Origin of the sequence: Rhizobium sp. M1, from assembly GCF_002531805.1 — a bacterium.
GTDB lineage: Bacteria > Pseudomonadota > Alphaproteobacteria > Rhizobiales > Rhizobiaceae > Rhizobium > Rhizobium etli_C.
In genome coordinates, this window is the sequence record NZ_NWSW01000004.1 from 57721 (window position 1) to 77392 (window position 19672).

Annotated in this window: 22 protein-coding genes; 11 read left to right on the top strand and 11 right to left on the bottom strand. The window is 61.6% G+C overall.

Annotated features, from left to right (window positions below; all coding sequences use genetic code 11):
- Nucleotides 1–4 precede the first annotated feature (4 nt).
- The 8 genes from ybgF to ybgC form a co-directional block, all read right to left on the bottom strand.
- Entirely contained in the window at nucleotides 5–994 is a 990-nt protein-coding gene (gene ybgF, locus CO655_RS05975; RefSeq protein WP_097664106.1) for a tol-pal system protein YbgF, read from the bottom strand.
- A gap of 159 nt (nucleotides 995–1153) precedes the next feature.
- A complete protein-coding gene (pal, locus tag CO655_RS05980) occupies nucleotides 1154–1687 on the bottom strand; it encodes a peptidoglycan-associated lipoprotein Pal (RefSeq protein ID WP_097583794.1) in 534 nt (177 codons plus the stop codon).
- Between the two features lie 151 nt (nucleotides 1688–1838).
- Complete coding sequence (gene tolB, locus CO655_RS05985; RefSeq protein WP_097664107.1) at nucleotides 1839–3146, bottom strand: Tol-Pal system beta propeller repeat protein TolB; 1308 nt, start codon at nucleotides 3144–3146, stop codon at nucleotides 1839–1841.
- A 22-nt stretch (nucleotides 3147–3168) separates the two neighbouring features.
- Entirely contained in the window at nucleotides 3169–3615 is a 447-nt protein-coding gene (locus tag CO655_RS05990) for a cell envelope integrity protein TolA (RefSeq protein WP_097664108.1), read from the bottom strand.
- A complete protein-coding gene (locus CO655_RS05995) occupies nucleotides 3616–4761 on the bottom strand; it encodes a hypothetical protein (RefSeq protein ID WP_097664109.1) in 1146 nt (381 codons plus the stop codon).
- A gap of 8 nt (nucleotides 4762–4769) precedes the next feature.
- On the bottom strand, nucleotides 4770–5225 hold the full coding sequence (gene tolR / locus CO655_RS06000; protein ID WP_003566333.1) for a protein TolR: 456 nt from the start codon (nucleotides 5223–5225) through the stop codon (nucleotides 4770–4772).
- Between the two features lie 18 nt (nucleotides 5226–5243).
- On the bottom strand, nucleotides 5244–5963 hold the full coding sequence (gene tolQ / locus CO655_RS06005; RefSeq protein WP_004671617.1) for a protein TolQ: 720 nt from the start codon (nucleotides 5961–5963) through the stop codon (nucleotides 5244–5246).
- 374 nt (nucleotides 5964–6337) lie between these two features.
- Entirely contained in the window at nucleotides 6338–6793 is a 456-nt protein-coding gene (ybgC, locus tag CO655_RS06010; RefSeq protein ID WP_097604027.1) for a tol-pal system-associated acyl-CoA thioesterase, read from the bottom strand.
- A gap of 163 nt (nucleotides 6794–6956) precedes the next feature.
- On the opposite strand from ybgC, the gene CO655_RS06015 reads away from it, so the two are divergent.
- The 6 genes from CO655_RS06015 to CO655_RS06040 all read left to right on the top strand — a co-directional run bounded on the left by CO655_RS06015 (nucleotide 6957) and on the right by CO655_RS06040 (nucleotide 12573).
- Nucleotides 6957–8177: an NAD-dependent epimerase/dehydratase family protein gene (locus CO655_RS06015; RefSeq protein WP_097583789.1), complete on the top strand. Its 1221-nt coding sequence runs from the start codon at nucleotides 6957–6959 to the stop codon at nucleotides 8175–8177.
- Nucleotides 8178–8361: 184 nt separating this feature from the next.
- Complete coding sequence (locus CO655_RS06020; protein ID WP_097664110.1) at nucleotides 8362–9186, top strand: glycosyltransferase; 825 nt, start codon at nucleotides 8362–8364, stop codon at nucleotides 9184–9186.
- Nucleotides 9183–10100: an NAD(P)-dependent oxidoreductase gene (locus CO655_RS06025; protein WP_097664111.1), complete on the top strand. Its 918-nt coding sequence runs from the start codon at nucleotides 9183–9185 to the stop codon at nucleotides 10098–10100. Before CO655_RS06020 ends, CO655_RS06025 begins: the two co-directional genes overlap by 4 nt.
- Nucleotides 10101–10207: 107 nt before the next feature.
- On the top strand, nucleotides 10208–10795 hold the full coding sequence (locus tag CO655_RS06030) for a 5-formyltetrahydrofolate cyclo-ligase (RefSeq protein WP_010028170.1): 588 nt from the start codon (nucleotides 10208–10210) through the stop codon (nucleotides 10793–10795).
- Between the two features lie 3 nt (nucleotides 10796–10798).
- The gene (locus CO655_RS06035) at nucleotides 10799–11623 is read left to right on the top strand and encodes a TIGR00282 family metallophosphoesterase (protein WP_097604023.1); all 825 of its coding nucleotides are present in this window, start codon (nucleotides 10799–10801) and stop codon (nucleotides 11621–11623) included.
- A gap of 101 nt (nucleotides 11624–11724) precedes the next feature.
- The gene (locus CO655_RS06040; RefSeq protein ID WP_097664112.1) at nucleotides 11725–12573 is read left to right on the top strand and encodes an MBL fold metallo-hydrolase; all 849 of its coding nucleotides are present in this window, start codon (nucleotides 11725–11727) and stop codon (nucleotides 12571–12573) included.
- Nucleotides 12574–12606: 33 nt separating this feature from the next.
- Here CO655_RS06040 and CO655_RS06045 read toward each other — a convergent pair whose 3' ends face one another.
- Nucleotides 12607–13110, bottom strand: coding sequence for a pyridoxamine 5'-phosphate oxidase family protein (locus CO655_RS06045; protein WP_097664113.1), 504 nt, complete (start codon nucleotides 13108–13110; stop codon nucleotides 12607–12609).
- A 141-nt stretch (nucleotides 13111–13251) separates the two neighbouring features.
- Here CO655_RS06045 and CO655_RS06050 point away from each other — a divergent pair, with 141 nt between their 5' ends.
- Nucleotides 13252–13998, top strand: coding sequence for a YebC/PmpR family DNA-binding transcriptional regulator (locus CO655_RS06050; protein ID WP_097664114.1), 747 nt, complete (start codon nucleotides 13252–13254; stop codon nucleotides 13996–13998).
- 76 nt (nucleotides 13999–14074) lie between these two features.
- Here the strand turns inward: CO655_RS06050 and CO655_RS06055 are convergent, their stop codons facing one another.
- Nucleotides 14075–15076 (bottom strand): LLM class flavin-dependent oxidoreductase, encoded by a 1002-nt coding sequence (locus CO655_RS06055; protein ID WP_097664115.1) that lies wholly within the window; start codon nucleotides 15074–15076, stop codon nucleotides 14075–14077.
- Nucleotides 15077–15201: 125 nt separating this feature from the next.
- Entirely contained in the window at nucleotides 15202–17517 is a 2316-nt protein-coding gene (locus CO655_RS06060; protein WP_097604018.1) for a methyl-accepting chemotaxis protein, read from the bottom strand.
- A gap of 243 nt (nucleotides 17518–17760) precedes the next feature.
- On the opposite strand from CO655_RS06060, the gene ruvC reads away from it, so the two are divergent.
- The 4 genes from ruvC to ruvA are packed head-to-tail and all read left to right on the top strand — an operon-like array spanning nucleotide 17761 to nucleotide 19623.
- Nucleotides 17761–18270 carry a crossover junction endodeoxyribonuclease RuvC gene (ruvC, locus tag CO655_RS06065; RefSeq protein ID WP_097604017.1) on the top strand — a complete coding sequence of 170 codons (510 nt, stop codon included), beginning with the start codon at nucleotides 17761–17763 and terminating at the stop codon, nucleotides 18268–18270.
- A 57-nt stretch (nucleotides 18271–18327) separates the two neighbouring features.
- Complete coding sequence (locus CO655_RS06070; protein ID WP_097604016.1) at nucleotides 18328–18579, top strand: AbrB/MazE/SpoVT family DNA-binding domain-containing protein; 252 nt, start codon at nucleotides 18328–18330, stop codon at nucleotides 18577–18579.
- Entirely contained in the window at nucleotides 18579–18992 is a 414-nt protein-coding gene (locus CO655_RS06075) for a type II toxin-antitoxin system VapC family toxin (protein WP_097604015.1), read from the top strand. The genes CO655_RS06070 and CO655_RS06075 overlap by 1 nt, the downstream gene beginning before the upstream one ends.
- A gap of 13 nt (nucleotides 18993–19005) precedes the next feature.
- Nucleotides 19006–19623, top strand: coding sequence for a Holliday junction branch migration protein RuvA (gene ruvA / locus CO655_RS06080; RefSeq protein WP_097604014.1), 618 nt, complete (start codon nucleotides 19006–19008; stop codon nucleotides 19621–19623).
- Nucleotides 19624–19672: the final 49 nt, after the last annotated feature.

The following is a 19672-nucleotide window of genomic DNA, read 5'->3' on the forward strand; positions in this document are numbered from 1 at the left end:
GACCTTAGCAGGCGAGCCGTTTCTGTTCGCTCGCAACCTTGCTTATGACGGCGCGTGACGCCTTCGGATAGCGCTTCGAGACTTCGCGCAGCGTCGCGCAGGCCGTTTCCTTATTATCGAGGGCCGCAAGCGACATGCCGAGTTTCAGCAGCATTTCCGGCGCCTTTTCCGAGCCGCCGTATTTCTGATGCGCGTTGAGGAAGGTCTTGGCCGCCTCGTTATATTTACCCTGCGAGTAGAGCGCTTCGCCGAGCCAGAAATTGGCGTCGGCGGCCCGCGCGCTGCTCGGGTAACGGGCGATGTACTGGTTGAATTCCTGCTCTGCGGTGCCGTAATCGCCTGACAGCACGTGGCCATAAGCTGCCTTGTACTGATCCGCCTCACTGCCGAGCGAGGCCGTCTGCTGCGGTGTGCGGCCATTGGCATCGGGAAGCGGGCCGGAGCCGATGCTGGCATTTTCGTCGACGGTTCCGCCGATCGGGTTGCCGTTCTGATCGAAGTCGATCGAGCCAAGCTGCTTCGGCGGCTGGCCGAGGCCGGTATTATCAGGCCCATCGGTGGAGGGAGCCGTTTCGGCTCCCTGCGGTGCTTGGATCACCCTGGCGACATCGTCGCCGCCGGACGCTGCCGGAGCGGCATCAGTCTCGCTCTTCTTGACGGGAGCCTTGGCGCCGCCGCCGCCGGCACCGGTCTTTTCGAGCTGCTGGAAGCGGAATTCATTGTCTTCCTGCTGCTTGCGGATCGTCTCCTGCATCTGCAGCAGCTGGAAGCTCATCTCCTCGATTCGGCCGTTCAGCTGCCGCAGCTGCTCTTCGAGCTGTTGCACGCGAACCTCGGCGTCGCCGCTCTGCACCTTGACAACGGGCGCTGACGCCTGGTTCTCCGCGGATCGACCGCCGAGATGCAGCCCGAAGAACGAGGCCGAATAGGCCACCCGCTCGCTCCCGGTCACAGCCGCGAGGCACAGCATGCCTGCCACGACAAGTTTCTTCATATGTATCGTCCTGTCCCAGTGATTCTTCGCGCCTTGAGGCACGAACAGGAGATTTTTCCAATTGCTGTCAAAAAGCAACGGAGTCTGGCCAAAGTGTGATCAAAAAGAAAAGGCGGCCCCTGATGGGACCGCCTTTAGAAAACGAATTATATCGGCATATTACATGCCGGCGCCACCGAGCACGGTCACCGCGCGGCGGTTCTGCGACCAGCAGGAAATATCGTCGCAGACGGCGACCGGACGTTCCTTGCCGTAGGAGATCGTCTTCATGCGCTGCGCCGGAACGCCGCGCGAAGCGAGGTAATCCTTGGCAGCAGCGGCACGGCGGGCGCCGAGCGCGAGGTTGTACTCGCGCGTGCCGCGTTCGTCGGCATGACCTTCGACAGTGATCTGGTAGTTCGGGTAACGGCCGAGCCACTGCGCCTGACGGTCGAGCGTCTGCGAGGCATCGGCGCGGATCGACGAGGAGTCGGTATCGAAGAAGATGCGGTCGCCGACATTGACCGTGAAGTCCTGGGCCGAGCCTGGCGTTGCGGCACCACCCGCGCCGGCGCCGAGGCCGAGCTCACCGGCGCTGTTCGGCGGCTTCTTGGCGCAGCTTGCAAGCGCGAGACCGGCGAGAAGCGCGATCATGACGGGGTTGCGGGCGAAATTCTGCATGCGGCTCATTGCCGGGGTGTGAATTCGGCTCATGGCCGGGTCTCCTTGCGATTTCAGGGTTTCCGGACAGTAACCGCACTCGGTTAACCGCCCCTCAAAGTTTATGGTTAACAATTTACTGATTTGTCCCGTAGCCGCCCGGTTTCCATGATTTTGGGGCGACATGAAGGCATTGCCGCGCCTCTTACTCCAGAAGCGGCGACCAAGCCGGGTCGGAACCGTAGGTTGGTGTCTTCACAAGCTGCTCGTTGTAACCGGTCAGGTCGATCGAGTAGAGCTGCGGACCGCCGGAGCCCGCCGCCTGGCGGAAGAACATCAGCACGCGGCCGTTCGGCGCCCAGGTCGGGCCCTCATTGTGGAAGCCGGTCGTCAGGATGCGTTCGCCCGAACCGTCCGGCTTCATCACGCCGATCGAGAACTTGCCGCCGGCCTGCTTGGTGAAGGCGATGAGATCGCCGCGCGGCGACCAGACCGGCGTCGAGTAGGAGCCGTCGCCGAAGGAGATACGGGTCTGGCCGGAGCCATCGGCATTCATCACGTAGATCTGCGGCTTGCCGCCGCGGTCGCTTTCGAAGCTGACGCGGGCACCATCAGGCGAATAGGAGGGCGAAGTGTCGATCGCCGCCGTCGAGGTCAGCCGCGTCGTCGTGCGCGAGCGCAGATCCATCGTATAGATGTTGGAATTGCCTTCCTGCTGCAGGCTCATGATCACCTTCTGCCCATCCGGCGAAAAGCGCGGCGAGAAGGTCATGCCGGGGAAATTGCCGACGACTTCACGCTGCCCGGTTTCGAGCTGTAGCAGATAGACCCGCGGCTGCTGGTTGGCAAAGGACATGTAGGTGACTTCCTGCCGGCTCGGCGAGAAGCGCGGCGTCAGCACGAGATCGCTGCCATCCGTCAGCATGCGCACGTTGAAGCCGTCCTGATCCATGATCGCCAGCTGGCGCTTGCGCTGCTGCTTGGTGCCGGATTCGGAGACGAAGACGACGCGGGTGTCGAAATAACCCTCTTCACCGGTGATCTGCTTGTAGATCGCATCGGCGATGATGTGCGCCACACGGCGCCAGTTCTCCGGCTGTGTATAGAACTGCTGGCCGGTCATCTGCTGTCCGGCGAACGGGTCCCAGAGTCGGAATTCGGCGCGAAGTCGGCCATCCGCTTCCTTGGTAACTCGGCCGGTGACCAGCGCCTGTGCATTGATGACCTTCCAGTCCTCGAAGCGCGGCGAAGCGTCGGGATTAGAAATCTTCTCGATGAAGGCCGTTTTGTTGATGGGCGCGAAAAGACCGGACCGCTGCAAGTCGGCGGCGATGACTTGCGAGACCTGCGCGCCCATGTCGCCCTGGAAGTCGGTCACCGCAATCGGCATCGGTTGGACATTGCCTTTTCGAAGATCGAGGGTGACCAACGCGTTCGCCGGCGTCGTAAAGGCTGCGACCCCAATCAGGCCTGCAATGACCATCAGAGCGCGGATGAGGGAACACTTGACCATATCAAACAAGCCTTTCAGCATCTTATTGGGTAAGAGCGCTGGTGTCGAAATTGAAAACAACTTCCTTCCAAGCATCGTATTTATCTTTCGGAAGCATCGTAAAAGGAGCTGCGCGACGAACGGCGCGAAGGCCGGAATCGGTAAGACTTTTCTGCGCACGCTCACCGCCACCGGTAACCTGCACATCAGGGTTGCCTACGATCTGCCCGTCTCTGGCTAGCTTTATGTGGATCGTCAAACGCACGCTGCCGATGTCTTTCAGCCGACTGTCGACGATGAATTGACGTTCGATCGCGTTTCGCAACACCTGAGCTTCAGCCGCGCTGATACGCGGCGAATTTGCATCGCTGTTTCGACGATCAGCCGTCTCCGCATTTGCATCGAAGGGAAATGCGAGGCCAAGGATTAACCCTGCCAGCATCGCGCATATGCCGAAAGATTTCGCGAAATGGATCGAATCCCTCGGCATTTAAATCCCCATATCGCTGGGATGAAAGTTAAGAACGACCTCGTTCCACACGTCATACTTGTCCATCGGAAGATTCGTGCGGAACGACGGAGCAGATTTCATCACGGCACGGTAAGCGCCACTTTCCAGCGCACGACGCGTTGAATCGGTGCTGCTTCCACCGGAAGACTCGATCTCAGGCTGGCCGATAATGTTTCCATCTTTGTCGAGTTTGAAATGCACGGTGATGACCATGCCGGAAAGGCCTTCCATTCCCGGAGTGATAAGCCAGTTACCCTCGATCAAACCCTTTAGCGCATCTTCTTCGCTTTGACTGAGCTTGGAGCCGCCATTGCTCTTCTTCGCCCCCAGCGACGCCTCCTGCGTCGAGCGCTTGGCGCCGCCGGCCGAAGGATCCGTCTTGTTCAGCAAAGCGTTAATCTCGTCAGCATTGAAGTCGCTCTTCATTGACGAGGCGGATTTCGCCACTTCCTGTTTCTTATCGGCCTTCTTTTTGTCTGTCGGCTTTTCCGCAGCCTTCGGCTGGTCTGGAGTCTTTTCCGGCGGCTTTTCGGCGGGCTTCTGCGGCTCCGGCGGCTTTACCTGCGGCTTGACGACCGGCGTCGGCACGTTGTCCGGCAATGCTTCCGCATCCGGCTTCGGCGGCTCCTCAGGCTTGGCCTGTTCTTCAGGCGGCTTTTCCTCGGGCTTCGGCGGCGTCGCTTCAACCGGCTTCGGCGGCGGAATGGAAGCAACTTCCTTCGGCTGCTCGACCTCGGTCTCTTCCTTGTTGACTTCCTTGACGTCGTTCGGCTTGGGATCGACCTGCGGCTGCGGCTTTTCGCTGGAATTGGCGGCAGCCGCCTCGCTGTTGCTCGGCTTGGCGTTCGGCACCGGCGGCGTCTTCAGGTCGACATTGTTGTCGCCGGCGTTCTCGGCCGGCTGCGCGATCGGCGGACGTGTCGTCGGCACCGGCGCTGAAGTCTCCTTCTTCGGAGCCTTCTTGTCGCCCTGCTGCATCTGGGTGATGGATTCCACCGGTACGAGATCGACCGGCATGGCCTCGAAATCCTCCACCTTGAAGGATTCCGGCGCGCCGAGCGATACCATCGCCCAGGTCAGCACCAGGCAGTGCAGAACAGCAGATGTGACGACGCTGGTCTTCATCTTGAACGCTACTGGTCCTTCTTCTGCTGCGTCACCAGGCCGATATTCTTGAAGCCGGCGCCCTGGATGCGCGCCATGACGTCGGCGATGACGCCGTAGGGCGCTGTTGCATCACCGCGCACGAAGATACGTTCGTTATAGCCGGTGGTGGCGATCGCCTCGAGCTTGGCGGCGATCTCGGCCGCCGGGATCGGCGTTTCCTGCAGGAACACCTCGCCGTCGTTCTTGACGGAGATGGTGATCGGCTGCGTCTCGGAATTCAGCGCCTTGGCCTGCGTTTCCGGCAGGTCGATCGGCACGCCGACCGTCATCATCGGTGCGGCGACCATGAAGATGATCAGAAGCACGAGCATGACGTCGACGAGCGGCGTCACGTTGATCTCGGAGATGACGGCCTTGTTCCGACCGCCGCGACGGCGGCGTCCGCCGCCCCCGCCGCCATTGCCTCCAACAGCCATACCCATGTCAGTATTCTCCGTTGGTTACTGAGCGGCAGCGCGCGGCTGCAGCTTCTCGTCGATCTGGCGCGAAAGTATGGCGGAGAATTCATCCGCGAAACCTTCCATGCGCGCCGAGAGCTTGCCGGCGTCGGCGGAGAACTTGTTGTAGGCGATAACCGCCGGAATAGCGGCGACGAGGCCGATCGCGGTGGCGAGCAGCGCTTCGGCGATACCGGGGGCGACGACCGCGAGATTGGTCGACTTCGAGCCGGCGATCGCCTGGAACGAGGTCATGATGCCGACGACGGTGCCGAACAGGCCGATGAACGGGCCGGCCGAACCGATGGTCGCAAGCGACCCGAGACGGGCGCCGAGATATTCGGTTTCACGGGCGAGCGTCACGTCCATCGCACGGTCGATACGCATCTGCAGGCCGATCGGCGAGCGGGCGCCGCGTTCGAAGGATTTCTTCCACTCGCGCATGGCCGCGACGAAGATCGACGCCAGGCCGGTATTGTTGCGCTCCGACAGGGAGCGATAGAGTTCTTCCAGCGACTGGCCCGACCAGAACACCTGTTCGAACTTATCGAACTGGCGCCGTGCGCGGCCATAGGCCAGGTATTTGTCGATGACGATCGCCCAGGTCCACACAGAGGCTGCGATGAGCCCGAGCATGACGAGCTTGACGACGATGCCGGCCTGCATGAAAAGCGACCAGAGGCTGACGTCCGTCGTGGCTGCTGCCAATCCTACTTGTTCCATTGATCCAAAATCCCCGAATCCAAACGCCCGGTGCTGGACCGGGCGGCACAAAGTGATCTCGCAAGAAGTGTCCGGCGGCCGCCGCCCAAAGCCCTGGTCAAGCTTCCAAGCTCATCTTCCGCCTTCTTGCCGTCAAATTTGGTCAAAGGAAGGCGTGCACCGCACAAACTCCGACTTTCCCAGTAAGACACTATTATGGTTAATAGATCGTTAGTGCCGGACTGTGACAGCAAGCCTGTATTCGCAAGATTTTATTCCTGGATTACTTGACCGGAGCAAGCTCCGGCTGCCGAAAGAGCGCTCATCCTGCGGCGCAGAAATTCCTTCACATAAAGCTCAAGTTTTTACAAGGCCGAATTTCGAGCGATTCGGCGCTATAGCGGCGTGCTGCCTTCCAGGAATTTCGCCGCCAGCGTTTCCGGCAGCCGTCGCGGCCGCCCCTTGGCGTTGATGACGGCGATGATCACCTTGGCTGAAATCAGCAGCGTCTCGCCGCAACGGATCTGCTGGTTGAGCACCATCTTGGCGCCACCGGCCTTCTCCGTATGCGTCAGGATCGTCAGCACGTCGTCCATGCGTGCCGGGCTCTTGAAATCGATCTCCATGCGGTGGACGACGAAGACAAGCCCCTCCTCGTCGGCGCTGACGAGTTCGCGCTGCTCGACCCCGAGGCAGCGCAGATAATCGGTGCGGCCGCGCTCCAGAAAATGCAGGTAGCGGGCGTGATAGACCAGCCCGGAGAAATCCGTGTCCTCATAATAAACCCGCTGGACGAGGCGATGTCCGGCCTCCGTCAGCTCTCCCGAAATGGAAAAAGGGCGTTCCGTCATAATTTTCTCCAAACTGAGGTGCCCTCTTTGGCGCAACGCCTCTCGACAGGCAAGCATTGAATGCCCGGCAGGCAGGCGTTGAACGCGCCGCCGCCAGGCATTGAATGATTGTCACAATTCCTAACTATTCCCGATAATGAGCGACCGATCAGGAGACGATACGATGAAGATTGCGGTTATGGGCGGAGACGGTTTCATTGGTTGGCCAACGTCGCTGCATCTCTCCGACGCCGGTCACGACGTCCATATCCTCGACAATCTCTCGCGCCGCTGGATCGACACCGAACTTGGCGTTCAGTCGTTGACGCCGATGGATTCGATCCAGGAGCGCACCCGCATCTGGCATGCCGAAACGGGACGCCGCATCCACTTCAATCTGATCGATCTCGCCAGGGATTACGAACTGCTGAAGAAATGGCTTTCCGAGAATCGCCCCGATGCCATCATCCATTTCGCGGAACAGCGCGCGGCGCCCTATTCGATGAAGAGCGACCGCCATAAGAACTACACGGTCAACAACAATGTCAGCGCCACGCACAACCTTTTGAACGCCCTGACCGAGCTCAACCTCGACGCCCATCTCATTCATCTCGGCACCATGGGCGTCTACGGCTATTCGACGGTCGGCGCGGCGATCCCGGAAGGGTACCTGCCGGTCGGCATTGAAACGGCGGGCGGCGAGACGGTCAGCCAGGAAATCCTCTATCCCTCCAATCCCGGCTCGATCTACCACATGACCAAGTGCCTGGATCAGCTTCTTTTCCAGTTCTACGCCAAGAACGACAGCTTGCGGATCACCGACCTGCACCAGGGCATCGTCTGGGGCACGCATACCGAACAGACGCGCCGCCACGCGCAGCTCATCAACCGTTTCGACTATGACGGCGATTACGGCACCGTGCTGAACCGCTTCCTCATCCAGGCGGCGATCGGTTATCCGCTGACCGTGCACGGCACCGGCGGCCAGACCCGCGCCTTCATCCATATCCAGGATTCGGTGCGCTGCATCGAGCTGGCGCTACAGAATCCTCCCGCCCGCGGCGCCCGCGTCGAAATCTTCAATCAGATGACGGAAACCCACCGGGTGCGCGACCTTGCCGAAATGATCGCCAGGATCAGCGGCGCCACGATTGCCTGGCTGCCCAATCCGCGCAAGGAAGCCGCCGAAAACGAGCTGATCGTCCGCAACGAAAAGTTCCTCGATCTCGGCCTCGAACCGATCACGCTGGAAACAGGGCTGCTCGGCGAGATCGTCGACGTCGCGAAGAAATTCGCCTACCGCGTCGACCGTGCCCGCGTGCCGGCCGTCTCCGCCTGGACCAGGGATATTGCCGCGACGATCAACCACGATCCGGAAGGCATGCGGCTGAAATCGGTGTCATGAGCAATGGTTTGTTATTGGAACGCCGTCAGTCCGATGAACTCCCCCTCATTCCTGTGCTTGTCACAGGAATCCAGCGCGCCCAAGTCTTTGGGCGCAGAAGAGTCATTCACGGCGCGGACGCGCGGTGGCTGGATTCCTGTGACAAGCACAGGAATGAGGGCACGCGTGGAGGCGGCAGGGACCGATGACGTCTACCTCGAGCCTCGCCTACGTCACCCTCGTCACCAACGCCGACTACGCCATGGGCGCGACTGCGCTTGCCCGCTCCTTGCGCCGAACCGGCACCAGCGCCGAAATCGTCGTCCTCCATACCGGCGGCGTCAATGCAGCCGCCCTCGCCCCGCTCGCGACCCTCGGCTGCCGCCTGATCGAAGTCGAGCACCTGCCGCTGTCCGACGCCTTCAACGAACGCCACGCCCGCGGCCAACTCCATTCCGCAGCGCCTTTCACCAAGGGCCGCAAGCCGGCGTTCCATTCGCCGCTCGACAATTTCTGCAAGCTCAGGCTCTGGCAGCTCGTCGAATACGAGCGCTGCGTCTTCATCGACGCCGATGCCCTGGTGCTGAAAAACGTCGACAGGCTCTTCCTTTATCCGGAATTTTCCGCCGCCCCCAATGTCTACGAAAGCCTCGCCGACTTCCGCCGCATGAATTCCGGTGTCTTCGTCGCCACGCCGTCGCATGACACGTTCCGGCACATGCTCGAAAGGCTCGACACGCCGGAAGTCTTCTGGCGCCGCACCGATCAGACCTTTCTTGAGACCTTCTTCCCAGATTGGCACGGCCTGCCGGTCTATTTCAACATGCTGCAATATGTATGGTTCACCATGCCGGCGCTTTGGGACTGGAAGAGCGTCTCGATCCTGCACTACCAGTATGAAAAACCGTGGGAAAAAGATCATCCCAAGGCAGCGCAGCTACAACCTTTGATCGATGTATGGCATCGTTTCTACGATGGCGGCGATGTGCCCGAGATCGCGGCGCTGGACAATCCGGAAGGGGCAGCATGAAGGTATTGGTATCCGGCGGAACGGGTCTCGTCGGCCGCTATGTCGTCGAGGAGCTTCTGACCACCGGCTATCAGGTGATCGTCGGCGGCCGCCGGGCGCCGCATCCCCGCCTCTTCTCCCGCCCGGTCGAGTTCGCAGCGCTCTCCCTCGATCCCGACCAGGATCAGATCGACGTTTTCGACGACGCCTATTTCTTCGTCCACGCCGCCTTCAGCCATGTTCCCGGCAAATATCGCGGCGGCGAAGGCGACGATCCGAAGACCTTCCACAGGTTGAACCTCGACGGCACCGTCCGGCTTTTCGAAGCGGCCAAACGCGCCGGCACGCGCCGCTGCGTTTTCCTGTCCAGCCGCGCTGCCTACGGCGAACATCCGCCCGGAACCGAGCTCACAGAAACGATGCTGCCGAAGCCGGAGACGCTCTACGGCCAGATCAAACTCGACGCCGAAGGCGCGCTGAGCCACCTCTCGACGCCGGGTTTTGCCGGCGTCAGTCTGAGGGCGACCGGCATCTATGGCGATCTTTCGCCGAACAAATGGGACGGCCTCATCGCCGATTATCGCGCCGGCCGGCCGGTCGCTCCCCGCGCGGCAACGGAGGTTCACGGCCGTGACCTCGGGCGCGCGGTGCGGCTGATGTTGGAGACGGAAAGCCCCCGCATCTCCGGCGAGATCTTCAACGTGTCGGACATCGTCGTCGACACCCGCGACATCCTTGCCCCCATCCGCCGTGAGACGGAATGTCGTCATGCGCTGCCGGCTCCGGCCGACAGCACAGCGCTCAATCCGATGAGCACGGCAAAAATCCGCGCGCTCGGCTGGATGCCGGGCGGAACCCCTCTGTTCGAGGAAACAATGCGGCGGCTGGCCGTCGCGCTGCCGACGTCGGCACACGAATCGACGCAGCAGCGATAGGCATGCTCCACACGGCGTGAAACCACCGCGCTCCTGTCGCACCCTGCATTTGCATCGGACCTCCAGCCGTCTATGCTCGGCCGAACCTCTCACATCTGGCAGATCGAATGACCGCACGAGAACTGAAAGCGCAGTTGCGCAATGAACGGCTGGCCGCCCGCGACGCCATTGCTCCTGAGGAGCGTATCTCCAAAAGCCTTGCAATGGCAGAACATGCCGGCGAGGCGGTCGCCTTTGCGCCCGGCACGATCGTCTCCGGTTTCCTGCCGATCCGGTCCGAGGCCGATCTGCGGCCGCTGATGGCCCGGTTTGCAGCGCGCGGCGCACGGCTGTGCGTGCCGGCGATCCTCGACAAGCAGACCATCGCCTTTCGGGAACTGACGCAAGACGTGCCTCTCATCGAGACCGGCTTCGGCACGGTGGCCCCCGGCACGGAGGCCGACATTCTCGATCCCGAGATCATGCTGGTGCCGCTTTCGGCCTTCGATATCCGCGGCCATCGCATCGGCTACGGCGCCGGCTATTACGACCGCGCCATCAGCCGGCTAAGAGAGAAACGCCTGCATCCGAAGCTGATCGGCATTGCATTCGACTGCCAGGAAGTGGCACATGTGCCCGACGAGCCGCATGACATAAGCCTGGATGCCATCCTGACAGAAAGCGGCCTGCGCTTTTTTGCCTCTTGGATTGGATAGGGAATGCGGCTGCTTTTTTTGGGTGACATGGTCGGCAAGACGGGACGCACGGCGGTCTGGGACCGCCTCCCCGGCCTGATCTCCGACCTCCGGCTCGATTTCGTCATCGTCAACGGCGAGAACGCCGCCGGCGGCTTCGGCATCACCGAGGACATTTTTCTGGAAACGATCAATGCCGGCGCAGATGTCGTAACGACCGGCAATCACGTCTGGGACCAGAAGGAAGCGGTCGCCTTTGCCGGGCGCCACGATCAGTTTCTGCGGCCGGCCAACTATCCCCAAGGCACGCCCGGCCGCGGCTCCGGCCTTTTCTATGCCAGGAACGGCGCGCGTGTGCTCGTCGCCAATGTCATGGGCCGGGTCTTCATGCATCCGGAACTCGACGATCCCTTCAAATCGGCGGAGGTGATCCTCGACGCCTGCCCGCTGAAGGAGCAGGCCGATGCGATCATCTTCGATTTCCATGCGGAAGCGACCAGCGAGAAACAGTGTTTCGGCCATTTCGTCGACGGCCGCGCCAGCTTCGTCGTCGGCACCCATACGCATGTGCCGACCGCCGACGCGCAGATCCTGAACGGCGGCACGGCCTATATGTCGGATGCCGGAATGTGCGGCGATTACGATTCCTCGCTCGGCATGGACAAGGAGGAGCCGCTCAACCGCTTCATCTCCAAGATGCCGAAGGGCCGCATGGAAGCGGCGAGCGGCCCGGCGACGATCTGCGGCGTCGGCGTCGAGATTTCCGACGCGACGGGACTGGCCGAAAAGATCGCGCCGCTCCGGCTCGGGCCACGCCTGGCCGAGACCGTGCCGGAGTTCTGGCGGTAACCCACCGCGACCAACACGCAAATGTGAGCAGCCTCGGTCTGGACCCCTGCGACCTCTTGCCGCATTCTCCGGCCTTCACGTGAAAGCGCCGGAGGGGTGGCATGAGGCCGCAACATCTTGTCCTCGCGATCGCATGCCTTACCGCCTTCATCGTGTCGGGTCGCGCAGCAACGGCGCAGGAACAGCGCGCGCCCGTCAGCCAGTGCCAGGCGATCGCGCAGACCATCCCCAAGGCGACCTTCGCCAGCTTTTCCGGCGCCCAGCCGGTCACACCTGCCGTCTCCGAGGGCGAGGACGTCAAATTCACCTTCCTCGGCCACTCCACTTTCGAGATCGATACGCCCGCCGGCATCATCATCGCGACCGACTATAACGGCTGGTACCGGCCGGCGGCGCTGCCAGACGTCGTAACGATGAACAAGGCTCATACGACCCACTTCACCTTGACGCCTGAGCCGGGGATCAAGCATGTGCTGCATGGCTGGAGCGATGTTCCCGGCGAGGCAGCGAAGATCGATCTTGTGGTCGGCGACGCCCATATCCGCAACATCGCCACGGATATCCGCTTCAGCTATGGCCTCGGCGGCTCGCAGCAGAATGGAAACTCGATTTTCGTCTTCGAAATTGCCGGCCTTTGCATCGGCCATCTCGGCCATCTGCATTACGAGCTGACGGATACCCATTATACCGAGATCGGCCGCCTCGACGTCGTCATGGTGCCGGTCGACGGCGGCCTGACCATGGGCGCCGACAGCATGAGCCGTGTCATCAAGCGGCTGCGCTCGTCGCTGATCCTGCCGATGCACCGCCGCGGCCCGCCGGTCAGTGCCTTCGTCGCCATGTTCGGCAAGGACTTCGATGTCGCTTATGCGCCCGATGACAGCATCACCGTCTCCATGCGCACGCTGCCGAAGAAGCCGCTGATCTACGTCATGAAAGGCGTGCAGTAAGAAGGTCCGGCGGGTTCCTTCAAGCCTTGCTTATCAGGCAAACTGCAGGTGGCGTTTCACGCCGACGTCGGGCATCTTGTCGTCGTCGAGATTGGCCTTGGCGATCTCCCACCCGAATTTCAGGGTGTTGCCGGTGGAAACCCAGATCTCGGCATCATCGACATGCAGGGAAAGCATGGTGAGTTTCGGGTCTTTCTTGCCGCCGTCATACCAGGCCGCCACCATCGAACTCCAATATTCCTCGATCTTGGAAGGGTCGGGGTGTACCTCGATCACGCCGGAAAGGCAGGCGTGATAATCGTGATCCTTGCCGATGACGCAAAAATGCGCGCGGCTGCCGGGCTTGATGGCGCGGACGATATCGGCGTCGGTCTTGGTGAAGAACCAGATGGTGTTGGTGGTGGGATCGGCATGCGGCGCCATCGGCTGCATGTGCATATCAAGCCCGGAAATTCCAAGCATGCCGGCATGAACGCCGTTGACCTGATCCCAAAGCTGACGTGCCGGTTGCTCCCGCGCCTCGCTGAGACTTGCCATGACCGTTCCTTTCCGTTGGATGGAGTTCGATTGAAACGTCATCCTTTCGCCTTTGTTCCGAACTGCTTTTCCCTTGAACAGGTGCGGTTTCGCTCTTATAAGGCGCCCCATTCCGAACAATGAGACGTGAACAGGAGTGCCATGGCTGGCCATTCACAGTTTAAAAACATCATGCACCGCAAAGGCCGTCAGGATGCCGTGCGGTCGAAAATGTTCTCCAAGCTTGCGCGCGAAATCACCGTTGCCGCCAAGGCCGGCCTGCCCGACCCGACGATGAATGCCCGTCTTCGCCTGGCGATCCAGAACGCCAAGGCCCAGTCCATGCCGAAGGACAACATCGACCGCGCCATCAAGAAGGCAGCCGGCGCCGACGGCGAAAACTACGACGAAGTCCGCTACGAGGGCTACGGCCCGGGCGGCACGGCGATCATCGTCGAGGCCCTGACCGACAATCGCAACCGCACCGCCTCCAACGTCCGCTCGATCTTCACCAAGGCCGGCGGCGCCCTCGGCGAAACCGGCTCCGTGTCCTTCTCCTTCGACCATGTCGGCGAAATCACCTACAAGCTTTCCGTCGGCGACGCCGACAAGGTGATGGAAGCCGCGATCGAAGCCGGCGCCGACGACGTCGAGACCGATGAAGAGGGCCACTACATCACCTGCGCCTTCGAAGCCCTCGGCGAAGTATCGAAAGCGCTGGAATCCGGCCTCGGCGAAGCCGAAACCGTCAAGGCCGTCTGGCGCGCCCAGAACAACGTGCCGGTGGACGAAGAAAAAGCCCAGTCGCTGATGAAGCTCATCGACAGCCTGGAAGACGATGACGACGTGCAGAACGTCTATTCCAACTTCGAGGTCTCGGAAGAAGTGCTGGCCAAGCTCTCGGCCTGAGTTTTCAAAATGATCTTCCATGAAAAACCCGGCCGCGACGCCGGGTTTTTTGTGCCGAGCCGCGCATTGCGAACCCCTACGCGGCCACCCGCATGAAGTTTCCCAGGCCCGCGAATAGTTCCACCGATCTCAGCCGCGCCTCGATATTATGGATCGGCATGGAGATGATCACCTCGTCGGCCTGCGTTTCCTTGAGGAACGCCGTCAGTTTTGCCTCTGCCGTCTCCGGCGAGCCGACCACCGCATAACGCAGCGTGTGTTCGACGTTCATCTTCTCCATCGGCGACCAGAACGCCTCCATATCGGCCACCGGACGCGGGAACGGACCGCGGACATTGCGGCGCAGGTTGACGAACTGCTGCTCGGCGGAGGTGAAATGATAGCGCGCCTCCTCGTCCGTCGCCGCCACCGCGCCCATGACGCCGACCATCACATAGGGCTTGTCGAGCGTTGCCGAGGGCTGGAAGCGGTCGCGGTAGATCGCGATCGCATCGAGCAGCATGTCGGGCGCAAAATGCGAGGCGAAGGCATAGGGAAGCCCGAGCATGGCGGCGAGTTGGGCGCTGTAGAGGCTGGAGCCGAGCAGCCAGATCGGAATATGCGAGCCGTTGCCGGGGACGGCAAGGATCGCCTGGTTCTCAACCGGCGTGCCGAGCAGCTGCTGCAGTTCCACCACGTCGTTCGGGAAGCTGTTGGCGCCGGCCTCGAGATTGCGCCGCAGCGCCTGGGCCGTGCGCATGTCCGTCCCCGGCGCGCGCCCGAGACCGAGATCGACGCGGCCGGGAAAGAGCGCTTCCAGCGTGCCGAACTGCTCGGCGATGACGAGCGGCGAATGATTGGGCAGCATGATGCCGCCGGAGCCGATCCGGATGCGCTTGGTCGCCGCCCCGACATGGCCGATGACGACGGCGGTGGCCGCGCTGGCGATCCCCGGCATGCCGTGATGTTCGGCGAGCCAGAAGCGCTTGTAACCGAATTCCTCGGCCTTGCGGGCCATCCGCGCCGAACTCTCGAGCGACTGGCTGACGGTGCTGCCTTCGGCAACGGGAGAAAGGTCGAGTATGGAGAAGGGAACCATGAAAAACCTGCCGGCCAGTTGAAGGATGCAACCTATGTAGGTTCGCCCCCGCACCATTCCAAACCATGCAGGCAAACAAAAGGGCCGCGCGGACGCGACCCCTTATTCGGGTTGAAAGCGACGGCTTAGCGGTGACGGCGCAGCACATGCACCTCGGCGCTCGGCCTGTGATCGCCGTGCGGCAGCGTGAAATTGCCGAGCTGGCGATCCATTTCCAGGGCTTCCGTCGCCAGCCGGTGGATCGCTTCCGTCGTCTCCTCGACCATCGAGGCATTCTGCTGCGTCATTGCGTCGAGCTCGGCGACGGCGCTGTTGATCTCCCGTAGCGTATTGGCCTCCTCGCGGGTCGCACCCATGATCTCGTTGATCTGCCCGTTGATCGCCTCGACATGCGCGCCGATGCCGGTCAGCGCGACCCCTGCCCTTTCCACAAGCGACACGCCGCTTTCGACCTCATGCGTCGATTTCTGCAGCAGGCTGGAGATCTCCTTGGCCGCGCTCGACGAACGCTGGGCGAGCTCGCGCACTTCCATGGCGACGACCGCAAAACCCTTGCCGGATTCGCCGGCGCGCGCCGCCTCGACACCGGCATTGAGCGCCAGAAGATTGGTCTGGAAGGCGATGTCATCGATGACGGAGATGATCGTGTTGATCTGACGTGAGGAGGTCTGGATCGCCTCCATCGCTGCGATCGTCTCGCGCATGATCTGGCCGGAGCCGGTCGTCTCCTTCTTGGCGTCGCGGGCGATGCGCTCGGCCTGTTCGGCCCGCTCGATCTGCCGGCGGACGGACTGGGTGATGGCGCTGATCGCATTCGCCGTCTCGGTGATCGAGCCGGCCTGGCGCTCGGTGCGCCCGGCAAGCTCGTCGGCGCCGGCGCGCATCTCCTCGGAGCCGGCGCGCACCGCCATCGAGTTTCCGCCGATGGCCGTCATGGTCTCGCTCAGCGTCGCGAGCGCCTCGTTGAAATTGATGCGCAGGCTTTCGAGCTCGTTCGGGAAGCGTGTGTCGATCTGATAGGCGAGATCCCCGCTCGCCAGATGATGCAGGCCCTCATCGATCGCCTCGACCACCTGCTGCAGCGACTTCGCCTCGGCCTCGCGCTCGGCAAGGTTCTGCTGGCGGTCTTGCTCGGCCTGAAGGCGCGTCTCTTCGCTGGCGGCTTCCAGTTCGCGGCTTTCGATCAGCGACTGCCGGAAGCGGGCGAGCGCATTCGCCATCGTACCGATCTCATCCTTGCGGTTCAGGCTGCCGATCTCGCTGTCGAGCTTGCCATCGGCGACATCGCGGGTGACGCCGGCAAGCCGCGCAAGCGGCGAGAACAGAAGATTGGTGACGAGCCCGGTGGCGATCGCCATGACGACGAGCACGCCGATGCCGATCATCGTCAGCAAAGTGGCGATCTCGATCGAGCCGGCATTGAGCTCGCTGAGCAGCACGCTTTCGACCACGAGGAAGCGGTCGCCGCGATAGTCGATGCCGCGGACATAGGCGCGCGCGGAGCCGTCCGTCCGGTCGAAATCGGCCACCGTCATCGCCGAACTGGCAAGCGCGTCCTTGATGAAGGTGAAGGGGGTGGCATCGAGCGTCGCAAGCTTGCCGCCGGCATCGAGACCGATCGCGGAACCATCGGCGGAGACGATCGCCGCCCGCGCGGTGCTGCCCTGAACAATGCCCTTTGCAAGGATGCTGGTGACGATGTCGTCACGCACCTTGAACAGGATGATGCCCTTGGCGGCGCCGAGCTTGACGATCGGCACGGCATAGAAGATCGCCGACCTGCCGCTGGCGGCATCGACGCGGAGCCCGGAAAAGCCTGTCGGCGCGGCATCTTCGGTCGCCTTGGCGGTATTCTCGAGCGCCTTGGCGAAAGCGATGCCGGCGCCGGTCGTCTTCCAGGCGTCCGTCTTCAGATTCTCGGCGAAGTCGTCCAGCTTCTTGTAGGAATAGAGGACGGAACCGTCGAGATCGGCGATCAGCAGATCGCTGAAAGCGGTATCCGCGAGGTCGCGGGCGACCTCGCTCTGCGTCTTCTCATGATTCGAATAATAAAAACCGCTCGGCCCTTCCGGCTTCATCAGCTTCTCGCGCTGATCGGCCGGGTTGGGATTGGCCGTGATAAAAACCTTTTTCAGCTCGGCGCGGGCATCGCCGGAGGTTTTCTCGATTGTCTTCCAGCCGCTCTTCAGACTGGTGATCGACATCTGCAGCGCCTCGATGCGGGCGATGGAATTGGCCTGGTTCTCGAGCTGCGCCAGTTGGTCCTGCAGCATGTCGCCGCGGAAGATCAGCACGCTCTCCTTGGCCTTCAGCGCCTGCTCGTCGGAGATGCGGCTGCTGGCGAAATAGGCGAGCACGTCGATCACCGCGATCGACAGCACGGTCATCAGAATGAATGTGGCAATGACCTTGAAGGACAGGGATTGAAATCTCCGAGCCATGTACGACGAACCCCTTCTGAACGCGCCCGCCGGCGCGGGCAGGCAACGCATGCCTGATCGACCGGTCTTCAAACAGAACATCGGGGGCTTATCTCTTTGCGACACGAGACCCCCTTCGTATTCGACACTAGAATTCAAGCATCTGTTTTAATTCGCGGTAAATGGAGCGGCTTAAATCCGGGAAGGTTTTTGTTTTGTTCACATATCGATGGCACTTATTTCGCAGTCGCTATAGGTTGAACCATGCAAAATACGATTCGCATCGTCGGCATCGATCCCGGACTTCGCCGCACCGGCTGGGGAATCATCGACACATTGGGCAATTCCCTGCGGTTTGTGGCCTCGGGAACCGTGACCTCCGATGGAGACATGGACCTCGCCTCCCGCCTCTGCCAGCTGCATGACGGCCTGGCGGAGGTTGTGCACGCTTACAAGCCGGATGAGGCGGCCGTCGAACAGACCTTCGTCAACAAGGATGCGGTTGCAACCCTGAAGCTCGGCCAGGCCCGCGGCATCGCCATGCTGGTGCCGGCGCGCGCCGGGCTGCAAGTCTCCGAATATGCCCCGAACGCGGTAAAGAAGGCCGTCATCGGCGTCGGCCACGGCGAAAAACATCAGATTCACATGATGTTGAAGATCCTGATGCCGAAAGTCGAATTCAAAGGCGACGATGCCGCCGACGCCCTGGCGATCGCCATCTGCCATGCGCACAATCGCGGCAGCAACCGGATGCGGCAAGCATTAGTTGGCTGATTTGTTCTTGACTTGTTCCGATGGTAAGGATAATTCTTACTTTGAAGGAGCAATAAGATGCGCGTCACGTCCAAAGGCCAGGTCACCATCCCTCGCGACCTCCGGGAGCTTGCCGGCATCGAGACCAACAGCGAGGTCATCTTCTCGATCGAGGGCGGCAAGCTCGTTCTCTCGCCGAAGAATGGCAAGCAGGAGATCGAGGATCGAGGTCGGCTCGACCGTTTCCTGCAGGCGATCCGTCGTCTCGAAGGAACCGGTGATCAGGACATCGATGCCGAAGACCTCATGTCGCTGACCCGTGATCGCTGATGGCGACGCTTGTCGATACAAACATCCTTGTCGACCTGGCCGTGGTCAGCTCGGACTGGCATGGCTGGTCGCGTCAGAAGATGCTCGATGTCTTCAAAGCGGGGCCAGTGCTCATAAACCCGATCATCTATTCCGAATTTTCCGTCCGCTACGGCGATGTGGATGAAGTCGAGCACCTGCTTCCCCAGGATGAATTCCGCCGCGAGAATCTGCCTTGGCCGGCGGCTTTTGCCGCGGCTCAAGCCTTTCGGCTTTACCGTCGCGACGGTGGGGGACGCGAACGGCTACCGCCCGATTTCCTCATCGGCGCCCATGCGGCGATCCGGGGCTATAGAATTTTGACCCGGGATCCCAGCGGATACAGGTCTTATTTCCCCTCCGTGGAACTTATCACGCCCGAAACGCATCCTTGAGAGACCACGACCAATGATCGGCAAGCTGAAAGGCACCATAGACGAGATCGGCGAAGATTATGTGCTCGTCGATGTGCACGGCGTCTGCTACGTCGCTTACTGCTCCGCCCGCACCCTGTCCAAGCTCGGCTCGGCCGGCGAGGCCTGCGTGCTGTTCATCGAGACCTATGTGCGCGAGGACCAGTTGAAGCTCTTCGGCTTCATGACCGCATTGGAGCGGGAATGGTTCAACCTGCTCCAAAGCGTCCAGGGGGTCGGCGCCAAGGTGGCGCTTGCCGTGCTCTCGACCTTGACGCCGGGCGAACTCGCCAATGCGATTGCCCTGCAGGACCGCGCCGCCGTTTCCCGCGCACCGGGCGTCGGCCCGAAAGTGGCGATGCGCCTCGTCACCGAGCTCAAGAACCGAGCTCCCGCCTTTGCCGGGGAAGCGATCAATATCGCCCTCAAGCAGGAACTCGGCGAAGGCGTCGCCGCCGCACCCGTGGCCGACGCGGTTTCCGCGCTGACCAACCTCGGCTACAGCAGAGACCAGGCGGCAAATGCCGTTGCTGCGGCGATGAAGACGGCCGGCGAAGGCGCAGACAGCGCTAAGCTGATCAGGTTGGGATTGAAGGAACTGGGGACGCGGTGACCTCCTTGAATATATCGCAACTCCTTACTAAGCTTGAATGGTAAGGAGA

Excerpts from the sequence above, each read along its gene's own strand:
- ybgF (WP_097664106.1), bottom strand. The coding sequence starts at position 994 with ATGAAGAAACTTGTCGTGGCAGGCATGCTGTGCCTCGCGGCTGTGACC.
- pal (WP_097583794.1), bottom strand. The coding sequence starts at position 1,687 with ATGAGCCGAATTCACACCCCGGCAATGAGCCGCATGCAGAATTTCGCC.
- tolB (WP_097664107.1), bottom strand. The coding sequence starts at position 3,146 with ATGGTCAAGTGTTCCCTCATCCGCGCTCTGATGGTCATTGCAGGCCTG.
- CO655_RS05990 (WP_097664108.1), bottom strand. The coding sequence starts at position 3,615 with ATGCCGAGGGATTCGATCCATTTCGCGAAATCTTTCGGCATATGCGCG.
- CO655_RS05995 (WP_097664109.1), bottom strand. The coding sequence starts at position 4,761 with ATGAAGACCAGCGTCGTCACATCTGCTGTTCTGCACTGCCTGGTGCTG.
- tolR (WP_003566333.1), bottom strand. The coding sequence starts at position 5,225 with ATGGGTATGGCTGTTGGAGGCAATGGCGGCGGGGGCGGCGGACGCCGC.
- tolQ (WP_004671617.1), bottom strand. The coding sequence starts at position 5,963 with ATGGAACAAGTAGGATTGGCAGCAGCCACGACGGACGTCAGCCTCTGG.
- ybgC (WP_097604027.1), bottom strand. The coding sequence starts at position 6,793 with ATGACGGAACGCCCTTTTTCCATTTCGGGAGAGCTGACGGAGGCCGGA.
- CO655_RS06015 (WP_097583789.1), top strand. The coding sequence starts at position 6,957 with ATGAAGATTGCGGTTATGGGCGGAGACGGTTTCATTGGTTGGCCAACG.
- CO655_RS06020 (WP_097664110.1), top strand. The coding sequence starts at position 8,362 with ATGACGTCTACCTCGAGCCTCGCCTACGTCACCCTCGTCACCAACGCC.
- CO655_RS06025 (WP_097664111.1), top strand. The coding sequence starts at position 9,183 with ATGAAGGTATTGGTATCCGGCGGAACGGGTCTCGTCGGCCGCTATGTC.
- CO655_RS06030 (WP_010028170.1), top strand. The coding sequence starts at position 10,208 with ATGACCGCACGAGAACTGAAAGCGCAGTTGCGCAATGAACGGCTGGCC.
- CO655_RS06035 (WP_097604023.1), top strand. The coding sequence starts at position 10,799 with ATGCGGCTGCTTTTTTTGGGTGACATGGTCGGCAAGACGGGACGCACG.
- CO655_RS06040 (WP_097664112.1), top strand. The coding sequence starts at position 11,725 with ATGAGGCCGCAACATCTTGTCCTCGCGATCGCATGCCTTACCGCCTTC.
- CO655_RS06045 (WP_097664113.1), bottom strand. The coding sequence starts at position 13,110 with ATGGCAAGTCTCAGCGAGGCGCGGGAGCAACCGGCACGTCAGCTTTGG.
- CO655_RS06050 (WP_097664114.1), top strand. The coding sequence starts at position 13,252 with ATGGCTGGCCATTCACAGTTTAAAAACATCATGCACCGCAAAGGCCGT.
- CO655_RS06055 (WP_097664115.1), bottom strand. The coding sequence starts at position 15,076 with ATGGTTCCCTTCTCCATACTCGACCTTTCTCCCGTTGCCGAAGGCAGC.
- CO655_RS06060 (WP_097604018.1), bottom strand. The coding sequence starts at position 17,517 with ATGGCTCGGAGATTTCAATCCCTGTCCTTCAAGGTCATTGCCACATTC.
- ruvC (WP_097604017.1), top strand. The coding sequence starts at position 17,761 with ATGCAAAATACGATTCGCATCGTCGGCATCGATCCCGGACTTCGCCGC.
- CO655_RS06070 (WP_097604016.1), top strand. The coding sequence starts at position 18,328 with ATGCGCGTCACGTCCAAAGGCCAGGTCACCATCCCTCGCGACCTCCGG.
- CO655_RS06075 (WP_097604015.1), top strand. The coding sequence starts at position 18,579 with ATGGCGACGCTTGTCGATACAAACATCCTTGTCGACCTGGCCGTGGTC.
- ruvA (WP_097604014.1), top strand. The coding sequence starts at position 19,006 with ATGATCGGCAAGCTGAAAGGCACCATAGACGAGATCGGCGAAGATTAT.